Source organism: Cupriavidus sp. CP313 (assembly GCF_054072015.1).
In genome coordinates, this window is record NZ_JBSVZB010000022.1 from 93,716 (window position 1) to 105,581 (window position 11,866).

Below are 11,866 nucleotides of genomic sequence, written 5' to 3' on the forward strand. Positions count from 1 at the left end.
CGCGGTCAGACGATTGGTTCAGGGTTCGGTATGGTTGCCCGCGGCACGCTCTGCGCCCCAGGCCAGGCGGGTCTTGCTGGCGCGCGCGAAGATGCGTTCGAGCGCGTCGCCGTCGCCCTTCTCGATCTGCGCCTTCAGGTGCGCCAGCACCGACTGGTAGGTATTCAGTTCACGCAGCAGCGCGTCGCGGTTGGCCACGCAGATATCGCGCCACATCTCCGGCGACGAGGCCGCGATGCGCGTGAAATCGCGGAAGCCGCCACCGGCGAAGCCCAGCTTCAGCGCCGCATCTTCCGCATTGGCGACCTGCGCCACCAGCGCATACGACAGCACGTGCGGCAGGTGGCTGACCGCGGCAAACACCGCGTCGTGCTGCACCGCCGACATCACGTGGCATTCTGCACCGGCACTTTCCCACATGGCGCGCACCGCGGCGACATCGGCGCGCGAATTTTCCTGCAGCGGGCACAGCACGGTCTTCTTGCCGACGTACAGGTCCGGCAGCGCCGCCTCCACGCCGTTGAGCTCGCGTCCGGCGATCGGGTGTGCCGGCACGAACTGCGCGACCTTGTCGCCCAGCGCCGTCTTGGCCGCCATGATCACGTCTGACTTGGTGCTGCCGGCATCGGTGACGATGGTGCCCGGCTGCAGGTGCGGCTCCAGCGCGTGCAGCAGCGCAAAGTTCTGCGCCACCGGCGCACACAGCATGATCACGCTGGCGCCGCGTGCGGCATCCGCCAGCGTCGCGGCCTCGTCGATCACCCCAAGATCCAGCGCCTTCTGCAGCGACGCCGGCGAGCGCCCCACCCCGACCACCGTGCCCACCACGCCGGCGCGCTTGAGCGCCAGCGCGAGCGAGCCGCCGATCAGGCCGACACCGACAATGACAACACGGGAAAAATGCAATGCACTCACAATCTCAGGCCGCTAGGGGCAGTGGCTCGGACCAGACCGAGGTAAATCAATGTTGGTAAAGCGGCAGGCAAGCAGCCCGCCGCCAAACGCTGCGGAACGCCGCGATTGTAGCCGCGCTCACGCCAGCGCCCGCTCCAGCGCCGCAATGAAAGCCGCGTTCTCCTCGGCCAGGCCGATGGTCACGCGCAGCCAGCGCGGCAGGTTGTAGTTGCCCACCGGCCGCACGATCACGCCCTGCTTCAGCAACGCCAGGTTGACGCGCGCGCCGGCGCTGTCGTCATCGCCCACGCGCACCATCACGAAGTTGCCGGACGACGGCACGTATTCCAGCCCAAGCCGCTTGAAGGCATCGGTCAGCTGGCGCTTGCCAGCACGGTTCAGCTCGGCGCTGCGGCGCAGGAAGTCGGCATCGCCCAGCGCGGCGATGGCCGCCGCCTGCGCCACGCTGTTGACGTTGAACGGCTGGCGGATGCGGTTCAGCAGGTCGGACAGCTCCGGTTGCGCCACCGCGTAGCCGATGCGCAGGCCCGCCAGGCCATAGGCCTTGGAGAACGTGCGCGACACCATCAGGTTCGGGTAGCGGCGCACCCAGGCGAGCGAATCGTATTGCTGGTCCGCATCCAGGTATTCGTTGTACGCCTCGTCCAGCACCACCACCACGTTGGCCGGCACCCGCTGCAGGAAGGCTTCGATCTGCGCGGCCGGCACGAACGTACCGGTCGGGTTGTTCGGGTTGGCGATAAAGACCAGGCGCGTATCCGGCGCGATCGCCGCGGCCATCGCCTCCAGGTCATGGCCGTAGTCGCGCGCGGGCACTTCGATGGCGCGTGCGCCGATCTCCTGCGTGGCCAGCGCGTAGACCGCGAACGAGTACTCGGCATAGACGATCGACTGGCCCGGCTCCACCAGCGCATGCGCGGCCAGCTCCAGGATGTCGTTGCTGCCATTGCCCAGCGTCAGCCAGTCGGCGGGCACGCCGAAGCGCGCCGACAGCGCGCCCTTCAGCGCAAAGCCGTTGGAATCCGGGTAGCGGCCGAGTTCAGCCACCGCATCGGCCACCGCGCGGCGGGCCGACTCGGGCATGCCGAGCGGATTCTCATTGGAGGCGAGCTTGACGATGCCGGCCTCGTCCAGGCCGAACTCGCGCGCGACTTCCGAAATCGGCTTGCCGGCCACGTACGGCGAAATCGCCCGCACATAGTCGGGTCCGAACACCGTGCCGCCTTGCTTACCCTGCTCTGCCATCTCGTCTCCTTGTTCTTGCCTGGCTGCCTTACTTGCTCGACGGGTACGAGCCCAGCACCTTCAGGTAGGCCGCGTTGCGGCGCAGCTCTTCGATGGCGCGCGCCACTGCCGGCTCATGCTGGTGCCCTTCCACGTCGACGTAGAAGTAGTACTCCCACGCGCCGCTGCGCGCCGGGCGCGACTCGAAGCGGCACATCGACACGCCGTTCTCCGCCAGCGGCGCCAGCAGCTGGTACACCGCGCCCGCCTTGTTGGGCACCGACAGGATCATCGAGGTCTGGTCGCTGCCCGACGGCTCGGTCTCATAGCGGCCGATCACGGCAAAGCGCGTGCGGTTGTGTGGATCGTCCTGGATATGCGTGCGCACGATATGCAGGTGATAGCGGTTGGCGGCGGACTCGCCGGCGATCGCAGCCACGGTCGGGTCTTCGCTGGCCATGCGCGCGGCCTCGGCATTGCTCGACACCGCCTGGCGCTCCAGGTGCGGATAGTTGGCGGTCAGCCAGTGCTGGCACTGCGCCAGTGCCTGCGCATGTGCGCGCACCACCGTGACGCCCTGCATGTCGGGCGTGGATGCCATCAGGTTGTGGTGCACCTTGAGCGCGATCTCGCCGCTGATCTTCAGCGAGGTCTGCAGGAACAGGTCGAGCGTGCGCGACACCGCGCCCTCGGTGGAATTCTCGACCGGCACCACGCCGTACTCGACCGTGCCCGCCTCGACGGCACGGAACACCTCATCGATGCTCGGGCAAGGCACGCCCGACACCTCATGGCCGAAGTGCGCATACAGCGCCTGCTCGGAGAACGTGCCGGCCGGGCCGAGGAAAGCCACTTCCAGCGGCTTTTCCAGCCCGCGGCAGGCGGACATCACCTCGCGCCAGATCGCCGCTACGCTTTCGCCCAGCAGCGGGCCGGGGTTGGCGCCCTGCACCTTGCGGATCACCTGCAGCTCACGCTCCGGGCGGAACACCGGCGCGCCGTACTTCTTCTTGACCTCGCCGACCTCGAGCGCCAGTTTCGCGCGGCGGTTCAGCATCGCCAGCAGCTCGCGGTCAACGGTGTCGATCTGCTCGCGCAGCGGGCCCAGCTCAACCGACAGCTTGCGCTCGGCTTCGCTCAGGTGGTTGTCGTTGGGCGGCGTCTCCTCGCGCGCCGGGGTGCGGTCTTGGCTTGTCATTTTGTATGAATCCGGTGGGCCGCCGGGGCGCGGCGGCCGGAGAAAAACTGACCGCTGCCTGCCGGCGCACTGTGCCTGACGTGCGCGGGCAGCCAGCGGGAATGCGCGTCAGGCGGACGTACGCTCGAACTCGCGCATGAAATCGACCAGCGCCATCACGCCTTCCAGCGACATCGCGTTATAGATGCTGGCACGCATGCCGCCCACGGTCTTGTGTCCCTTGAGCTGCACCAGGCCGTTGGCCCGCGCCTGCTGCAGGAACGCCTCATTGCGCGATTCGTCGCCCAGGAAGAACGGCACGTTCATGCGCGAGCGGCAGCTCGGATGGATCTCGTTGCGATAGAAATCGCTCTGGTCCAGGTAGTCGTACAGCGCCGACGCCTTGGCGATATTGCGCTGCTCGATCGCGGGCACGCCGCCCTGGCGCTTGAGCCATTTGAAGACCAGGCCGGCGATATAGATCGCATAGGTCGGCGGCGTGTTGTACATCGAGTTGTGCTCGGCCACCAGGCGCCAGTTGAATGCCGACGGGCACAGCGGGTGGGCATGGCCGATCAGGTCGTCGCGCACGATCACGATGGTGACGCCGGCCGGGCCGATATTCTTCTGCGCCCCGCCGTAGACCACCTGCACGCGCGACCAGTCGATCGGGCGCGACAGGATATGGCTCGATGCGTCCGCCACCACCACGCGGTTGCCCCTGACCTGGCCGATATCGGGAATGTCCTGGAACTCCACGCCGACGATGGTCTCGTTGGTGCACAGGTGCACGTAGCCGGCATCGTCCGACAGCTTCCAGTCCGCAACCTCAGGAATGCGGTGGAATTTCTGCGCCTCGCTGGTGGCCGCGATATTGACCGCGCCATAGCGTCGGGCTTCCTGCTCGGTCTTGACCGACCAGGTGCCGGTGACGACGAAGTCGGCCTTGGGCGCGTCGGCGCTGCGCAGGCGCATCAGGTTCAGCGGCACGATGCCGTTTTCACCGATGGCACCGCCCTGCAGGAACAGCACATGGAAGTTGGAGGGAATATGCAGCAGTTCGCGCAGGTCCGCGATCGCTTCGGCCTGGATGCCTTCGAACTCGCGGCTGCGGTGGCTCATCTCCATCACCGAGACCCCGGTCCCGCGCCAGGACAGCATCTCCTCGGCAGCCTGTTGCAGCACTTCGGCAGGCAGCACAGCCGGGCCGGGCGAGAAGTTGTGGACGCGTTCGGCTAATGCACGCTGCATCATGCCGGCAAGAGCGGGATTCTGGGGATCGTTCATGAGACGGGGAATGGAAAAATGGCTGCCGGTGTTACCCAAGCAGCCATTATCCCTCAAACCCGCGCCCCGTTGGGCACCCGGGGCCAGGCCCCGGTGCCGCACCGGCCTGCAAGGCTGCAGGCGGGCGGCGGTCTGATTCAGTCGCGGATCACGCCAGCATCACTTCGAAGCGGCGGTGATTTCCTTCTCGGCGGCGTCGCGCATCGATTTGCCGACCTGCGGGCCGTACTTCTGCATCATCGAACCCCAGATCTCCTGGGTCGCCTTGCCCTGGTTGGCCATGAACTTCTGGCCGGTCGGCGACTTCAGGAAGGTGGTCAGGTCCTTGAGTTCCTGCGTCGCGTAGTACTTGCCGAAGGCATCGTAGTGCGCCTGGATCGCGTCCTTGCGGAAGCCATCGGTGCTGAACGCCGAGCCGGCGCCATCAACCATGCGCTGGACCGCGCCGTTCTTCTTCAGCTTTTCGACAGCGGCCTGCTTCTGCTTGTCGTTCAGGGTCTTGTTCTCGACCAGCACTTGTTCCAGCACCAGCGGAGCTTCCTGCTTGGCGCCTTGCTGCCAGTTTTCGGCCTGGCCCTTGACGGCCTGGTCTGCCTGCATGACGGAAAGCAGTTCCTTGATGGCTGCTGTCTTTTCCGCATCCTGCGCGTGGGCATGCTGCGCCATCATGAAGGTCGGAACGAAAGCAGCCAGAACAGCGATACGTCGATAGGTTTTGAGCATTGTGACTCCCTGGTAAATACGTCCGTTTTAGTCCGGACAGCCGCGAGGCGAGTTCCGGCTGGCGTCCTATTGTTGCAACAATTTACGATTTGTCTTACGGATTGGCGTCCGCGTCGGCCCCGGCAGCACCTTCTGCGCCGTCGGCGTCTTCAGCCTCTTCGCCACCGGCGCCGTTGTCGGCATCACTTTCGACGATGCGCTGCAGCCCGGACAACTTGGTGCCTTCGTCAACGTTGATCAGCGTGACACCCTGCGTGGCGCGGCCCATTTCGCGGATTTCGGCCACGCGGGTACGGATCAGCACGCCACCGGTGGTGATCAGCATGATCTCGTCCTCGGGCGAAACCAGTGCTGCCGCCACCACACGGCCATTGCGCTCGCTCGTCTGGATCGCAATCATGCCCTTGGTGCCGCGGCCGTGTCGAGTGTACTCAGCAATGGGGGTACGCTTGCCGTAGCCGTTCTCGGTCGCGGTCAGCACGCTGCCGCGCACGCCCGCCTCAGCCTCTTCGGCGGTCTCGGCCGGCGCCACCAGCATGGCGATCACGGTCTGGCTGTCTTCAAGGTTCATGCCGCGCACGCCGCGCGCCTGGCGGCCCATCGGACGCACGTCGTTCTCGTCGAAGCGCACTGCCTTGCCGGCGTCGGAGAACAGCATTACATCGTGTTGGCCATCGGTCACGGCCGCGCCGATCAGGTAGTCGCCCTCGTCCAGGTCGACCGCGATGATGCCGGCCTTGCGCGGATTGGAGAACTCGGTCAGCGCGGTCTTCTTGACCGTGCCGCGGGCGGTGGCCATGAAGATGAAGTGCTCGGCGTCAAACTGCTTGACCGGCAGGATCACATTGATCTTCTCGCCTTCGGACAGCGGGAACATGTTGACGATCGGGCGCCCGCGCGAGTTGCGCGAGCCCTGCGGCACTTCGTACACCTTCAGCCAGTAGAGCCGGCCGCGGTTGGAGAAGCACAGGATGTAGTCGTGGGTATTGGCCACGAACAATGTGTCGATCCAGTCGTCTTCTTTGGTCGCTGCCGCCTGCTTGCCGCGTCCGCCACGCTTTTGCGCGCGGTATTCGGAAATCGGCTGGCTCTTCATATAGCCGCTGTGCGACAGCGTGACCACCATGTCCTGCGGGGTGATCAGGTCTTCGGTGTCCAGCTCGGTCGCGTTCATCTCGATCTGCGAACGGCGCTCATCGCCAAATTCGGCGCGAATAGCGGTCAGTTCGTCGACGATGATGGCAGTAATGCGCTCCGGCCGTGCCAGGATATCCAGCAGGTCGGTGATTACCGCCATGATGTCGCGATACTCCTGGACGATCTTGTCCTGTTCGAGCCCGGTGAGGCGTTGCAGGCGCATTTGCAGGATTTCCTGCGCCTGGCCATCCGACAGCCGGTACAGGCCGTCCGCCTGCATGCCGAACACCGGCGGCAGCCCGTCCGGACGATAGGAGGCGCGGCCGCCCGGTGTCTCGCCTTCGGCGCGCGCAAGCATGTCGCGGACCAGGGCCGAATCCCACGCCTTCGCCATCAGTTCCTGCTTGGCGATCGGCGGAGTCGGCGCGGCCTTGATGATGGCGATGAATTGGTCGATGTTGGCCAGCGCCACGGCCAGGCCTTCCAGCACGTGGCCGCGCTCGCGCGCCTTGCGCAGCTCGAACACCGTGCGGCGGGTGACGACTTCGCGCCGGTGCGCCAGGAAGTACTCCAGCATCTGGCGCAGGTTCAGCAGGCGCGGCTGGCGATCGACCAGCGCCACCATGTTCATGCCGAAGGTGTCCTGCAGCTGGGTGTTCTTATATAGGTTGTTGAGAACAACCTCAGGCACCTCGTTGCGCTTGAGCTCGATCACCACGCGCATGCCGGACTTGTCCGACTCGTCGCGGATGTCGGAGATGCCCTCGACCTTCTTTTCAGTGACCAGTTCGGCGATGCGCTCAAGCAAGGTGCGCTTGTTGACCTGATAGGGCAGCTCGTCGACGATGATGGCCTGGCGCTGGCCGCGGTCGATGTCCTCGAAGTGCGTCTTGGCCCGCATCACCACGCGGCCGCGGCCGGTGCGATAGCCTTCGCGAACGCCCTGGATGCCATAGATAATCCCGGCGGTCGGAAAATCCGGCGCCGGAATCAATTCAATCAGTTCATCCACCGTGGCCTGCGGGTTGCGCAGCAGGTGCAGGCAGCCGTCAACGATTTCATTCAGGTTATGCGGCGGGATATTGGTGGCCATGCCCACCGCAATACCGGACGAACCGTTGATTAGCAGATTGGGAATACGCGCCGGCAGAATCGAAGGCTCTTTTTCAGAGCCGTCGTAGTTGCTGTCGAAATCGACGGTTTCCTTGTCGATGTCGAACAGCATCTCGTGGGCGATTTTCGCCAGGCGGATTTCGGTATAACGCATGGCCGCGGCGTTATCGCCGTCGACCGAACCGAAATTACCCTGGCCGTCGACCAGCATGTAGCGCAGCGAGAAATTCTGCGCCATGCGGACGATGGTGTCGTAGACTGCGGTATCGCCGTGCGGGTGATACTTACCGATCACATCGCCGACGATACGGGCCGACTTCTTGTAAGCCCGGTTCCAGTCGTTGTTGAGCTCGTGCATCGCAAACAGCACGCGCCGGTGCACCGGTTTCAGGCCGTCCCGCACATCAGGAAGCGCCCGGCCCACGATCACGCTCATGGCGTAATCAAGATAGGAGCGGCGCATTTCCTCTTCGAGGGAGACCGGAAGGGTTTCTTTTGCGAATGGATCCATTGCGGCGTGGTTTATGCGGCAGGTTTAAGCGAATGACAGGCCCTTTAGCGCGCGGCACAGTGGGCGCCTGACGGCTGGGCAACGTGCCATTCTAACATGCCGCCACACCCCGCCTTCCGCTCTCCGGACAGCCCTTGCGCACCCCTCCCGAGGCCCTCGCTGAAACCCGGAATCCCTGATGCCACAAGGCTTTGCGGGCGACACAAGACCCATGTTGCACAAACACCACAGGCCCAAAACCCATGCGGCGAATCGAATATATTTACTTCTTAGGAAACGACCCTTGTGGCACAATTCCCCAGCGAAGAGCCAGACATTGTTCGAAGTGGAGCATCCACCACATCGAGAATGTTATACTCCGAAGAATGTATGACTTGTTTTCGTCCATTTGCTCGCAGTAACCCTGCGGTGATCTCATCCTGAGAGGAGAAATATGAAAAAATTTGCCAAGCTCGCGCTCGTTGCAGCTACCGCAGTAATGGCTGCATCCGCTCAAGCTCAGTCCGTCCCTTATGAAAAGAAGGCAGTGAACGACAACTGGGGCAACGGTACGAGCGAGTACGTGTGGAAGAATGGCACGAACGAGCTCTGCTGGCGCGACAGCTCCTGGACCCCGGCCACCGCCAACGCGCTGTGCGACGGCGCCCTGGCCCCGGCCGCCGCACCGGCACCGGCACCGGCTCCGGTGGCTCCGCCGGTCGTCTCGAGCGAGAAGGTCACTTTCGCTGCTGACACCCTGTTCGACTTCGACAAGGCTGTCCTGAAGCCGGAAGGCAAGGCCAAGCTGGACGACCTGGTCTCGAAGCTGCAAGGCATCACCCTGGAAGTCATCATCGCCGTTGGCCATACCGACTCGTTCGGTTCGGACAAGTACAACGATCGCCTGTCGATCCGTCGTGCTGAATCGGTCAAGGCTTACCTGGTGAGCAAGGGCGTTGAAGCCAACCGTGTCTACACCGAAGGCAAGGGCAAGCGCCAGCTGAAGGTCGATCCGAAGTCGTGCAAGGGCAACCGCAAGGCCCAGATCTCCTGCCAGCAGCCGAACCGCCGCGTGGAAGTCGAAGTGGTCGGCACCCGCAGCGCACGTTAATCGGATCCCTCCCGATGAAAAAAGCCCAGCGCAAGCTGGGCTTTTTTTTTGGTACAGTTGCCCGGGCTGTCCCCCTCTTCCCTTCACACCGCCGGCGCGGCTAGTGCCGCCGGCCCCGCATACGATGACGTTGCAATCGCAAACCCTTTCCGCAGCCGACGCCGCCAATCAAGACCTGCCGCGCCGCAATGCCGATCCGAAGGAAATCGACAAGTTCAGCGAACTGGCCCACCGCTGGTGGGACCCGGAAAGCGAGTTCAAACCGCTGCATGAGCTGAACCCGCTGCGCCTGGGCTGGATCGACGGCATCGCCGGCCTGGCCGGCAAGCGCGTGGTCGACGTGGGTTGCGGCGGCGGCATCCTGTCCGAAAGCATGGCGCGCCTGGGCGCCACGGTGCGCGGTATCGATCTCTCGACCAAGGCACTGAAGGTGGCGGACCTGCACAGCCTGGAGACCGGCGTTGCCGTGACCTACGAGGAGATCGCCGCAGAAGCGCTGGCCGCACGTGAACCGGCCAGCGTGGATGTGGTGACTTGCATGGAGATGCTGGAACACGTGCCCGATCCGGCGTCGATCGTGCAAGCCTGTGCCACGCTGGTCAAGCCCGGCGGCTATGTGTTCTTCTCGACCATCAACCGCAACCTGAAGGCCTACCTGCTGGCCATCGTCGGCGCGGAATATGTGCTCAACATGCTGCCGCGCGGCACGCACGACTACGACAAGTTCATCACGCCGTCCGAGCTGGCGCGCTTTGCCCGCCAGGCCAAGCTGGACCTGGTGGAAATGCGCGGCATGACCTACAACCCGCTGTCGCAGGTGTATGCGCTGGGCCGCGACACCGATGTGAACTACATGATGGCGTTCCGCCGGGTGGCAGCATGACGGCCGGCATCGCAGGGGTGTTCTTCGACCTGGACGGCACGCTGGCAGATACCGCGCCGGACCTGGCGGCGGCCGCCAACCGGCTGGTCGTCGAACGCGGCCAGGCGCCGGTAGCCTATGAAAAGCTGCGCCCGGTCGCCTCGCACGGCGCGCGCGGCCTGCTTGGCGCGGCGTTCGGCCTGCGCCCGGAAGATGCGGAGTTCCCGGCGCTGCGCGATATCTTCCTGGACTACTACGAGGCCGACATCGCGGTCCACACGCGCCTGTTCGACGGCATGCCGCAAGTGCTGGCTGCGCTCGAGGCAGCGGGCATCCCGTGGGGCATCGTCACCAACAAGATCGCACGCTTCACCGTGCCGCTGGTCGCCGCGATCGGCCTGGCCCCGCGCGCCAGCGCGGTAGTCAGCGGCGATACCACGCCCCACGCCAAGCCGCACCCCGCCCCGCTGCTGCATGCCGCGGCAAGCGCCGGCGTCGACCCGCGCCAGTGCGTCTACGTGGGCGATGACCTGCGCGACATCCAGGCCGGCAAGGCCGCCGGCATGATCACCGTCACCGCCGCCTATGGCTATTGCGGGGACAGCGAGCCGCCCGAGACCTGGGGCGCCGACCACCTGATCCGCCACCCGGCCGAGCTGATCCCGCTGCTGGTGCCCGCCGCGGTCGCCTGATTGTGTCGCGGGGGCTGGCCGTGCCTGGAACTCCCCGCGACAGCTCGCGTCCAACCGGGTACAATCCAGCTTCCTCACTGGGGCCGACCTGGTTTCGACGTGGGTTACAAAGCAGTGGAGGGCATACCGAGGACCCGTCACCTCGTTAATCAATGGGAATGCAATAACTGCTAACGACGAACGTTACGCACTGGCCGCTTAATTGCGGCCGTCCTCGCACTGGCTCGCTGACGGGCTAGGGTCGCAAGACCACGCGAGGTCATTTACGTCAGATAAGCTCCGGAAGGGTCACGAAGCCGGGGACGAAAACTTAGTGACTCGCCGTCGTAGAGCGTGTTCGTCCGCGATGCGCCGGTTAAATCAAATGACAGAACTAAGTATGTAGAACTCTCTGTGGAGGACTTACGGACGCGGGTTCGATTCCCGCCGGCTCCACCAGTATTCAGTCCGATGCAGTACCAGCAGGTCTAGAAACCCGCGATAGCCCAAGGCTTCGCGGGTTTTTCTTTGGCAGCCGGATCCCCCGCCATCTGTTATCCAGGACGGCATCCGCATCGCACCGCCGCCTTTGCAGTTGTTTGCAGTCATGCCCCCAGCCCTGGCCTACGCTGGAATCGCTGCAGGCCGGGCAACGCACGGCATCAGCATCACAGTGCTCCACAGGCGGGCTGGCCTGGCACCGGCTCCCCGTTGCCAGGCCCTTTCTCCACGCCCGCGCGACCGCACATCGTCCACAAGAAACGGAGTTGGCGATGCCAATCAAGTCCATCGAGGTCATCCTCACGCGAGACGCGCAGTGGGCCCTGGAATACGACCCCGATACCCCGGGACCGGTCTACCCGTCCCGCGATGCCGCGATTGCCGCAGGCCTGCAGATGGCGATGACCCACGATGCCGTCCTGACGATTCATGGCATCAATGACAAATCGGACGCGTTCGATTTCAGGGAATTGCACGCCCCTTTGCTCCATTGATGGTTGGTGCTAGCAGCGCACAGTGGAAAGCAACATCCCCAGAATTGGGGATGCCCGGATCGCGTAGCGGCACCATCATGGTATGCGGGCGTACTGCGACTCGCCCGCTACCACTTGTGGCCCTCGTCCTCCCTGGCCGAGGGCTTTTTCTTGGATGACGC

At 64.5% G+C, this 11,866-nt stretch carries 10 protein-coding genes and 1 other RNA gene; 5 read left to right on the top strand and 6 right to left on the bottom strand.

The features are described from left to right. Positions 1-18 precede the first annotated feature (18 nt). The 6 genes from ACW4E8_RS26625 to gyrA all read right to left on the bottom strand — a co-directional run bounded on the left by ACW4E8_RS26625 (position 19) and on the right by gyrA (position 8,087). Positions 19-915, bottom strand: coding sequence for a prephenate dehydrogenase (locus ACW4E8_RS26625; RefSeq protein ID WP_456807245.1), 897 nt, complete (start codon positions 913-915; stop codon positions 19-21). Positions 916-1,032: 117 nt separating this feature from the next. Beyond that, entirely contained in the window at positions 1,033-2,160 is a 1,128-nt protein-coding gene (gene hisC / locus ACW4E8_RS26630; RefSeq protein ID WP_456807246.1) for a histidinol-phosphate transaminase, read from the bottom strand. 28 nt (positions 2,161-2,188) lie between these two features. Next, the gene (pheA, locus tag ACW4E8_RS26635; RefSeq protein WP_456807247.1) at positions 2,189-3,337 is read right to left on the bottom strand and encodes a prephenate dehydratase; all 1,149 of its coding nucleotides are present in this window, start codon (positions 3,335-3,337) and stop codon (positions 2,189-2,191) included. 108 nt (positions 3,338-3,445) lie between these two features. Beyond that, positions 3,446-4,603, bottom strand: coding sequence for a 3-phosphoserine/phosphohydroxythreonine transaminase (gene serC, locus ACW4E8_RS26640; RefSeq protein WP_456807248.1), 1,158 nt, complete (start codon positions 4,601-4,603; stop codon positions 3,446-3,448). Between the two features lie 159 nt (positions 4,604-4,762). After that, complete coding sequence (locus ACW4E8_RS26645; protein ID WP_456807249.1) at positions 4,763-5,326, bottom strand: DUF2059 domain-containing protein; 564 nt, start codon at positions 5,324-5,326, stop codon at positions 4,763-4,765. Positions 5,327-5,420: 94 nt separating this feature from the next. Continuing rightward, complete coding sequence (gene gyrA / locus ACW4E8_RS26650; RefSeq protein ID WP_456807250.1) at positions 5,421-8,087, bottom strand: DNA gyrase subunit A; 2,667 nt, start codon at positions 8,085-8,087, stop codon at positions 5,421-5,423. Between the two features lie 433 nt (positions 8,088-8,520). Here gyrA and ompA point away from each other — a divergent pair, with 433 nt between their 5' ends. The 5 genes from ompA to ACW4E8_RS26675 all read left to right on the top strand — a co-directional run bounded on the left by ompA (position 8,521) and on the right by ACW4E8_RS26675 (position 11,705). Then, positions 8,521-9,177 carry an outer membrane protein OmpA gene (gene ompA / locus ACW4E8_RS26655; protein WP_039011313.1) on the top strand — a complete coding sequence of 219 codons (657 nt, stop codon included), beginning with the start codon at positions 8,521-8,523 and terminating at the stop codon, positions 9,175-9,177. Positions 9,178-9,301: 124 nt separating this feature from the next. Further along, positions 9,302-10,060: a bifunctional 2-polyprenyl-6-hydroxyphenol methylase/3-demethylubiquinol 3-O-methyltransferase UbiG gene (ubiG, locus tag ACW4E8_RS26660; protein ID WP_456807251.1), complete on the top strand. Its 759-nt coding sequence runs from the start codon at positions 9,302-9,304 to the stop codon at positions 10,058-10,060. Then, the gene (gph, locus tag ACW4E8_RS26665) at positions 10,057-10,731 is read left to right on the top strand and encodes a phosphoglycolate phosphatase (protein WP_456807252.1); all 675 of its coding nucleotides are present in this window, start codon (positions 10,057-10,059) and stop codon (positions 10,729-10,731) included. The genes ubiG and gph overlap by 4 nt, the downstream gene beginning before the upstream one ends. Before the next feature lie 79 nt (positions 10,732-10,810). Further along, positions 10,811-11,169, top strand: a transfer-messenger RNA (tmRNA) gene (gene ssrA, locus ACW4E8_RS26670). 314 nt (positions 11,170-11,483) lie between these two features. Beyond that, positions 11,484-11,705 carry a DUF2188 domain-containing protein gene (locus ACW4E8_RS26675; RefSeq protein WP_456807253.1) on the top strand — a complete coding sequence of 74 codons (222 nt, stop codon included), beginning with the start codon at positions 11,484-11,486 and terminating at the stop codon, positions 11,703-11,705. The last annotated feature ends 161 nt before the right edge of the window (positions 11,706-11,866 follow it).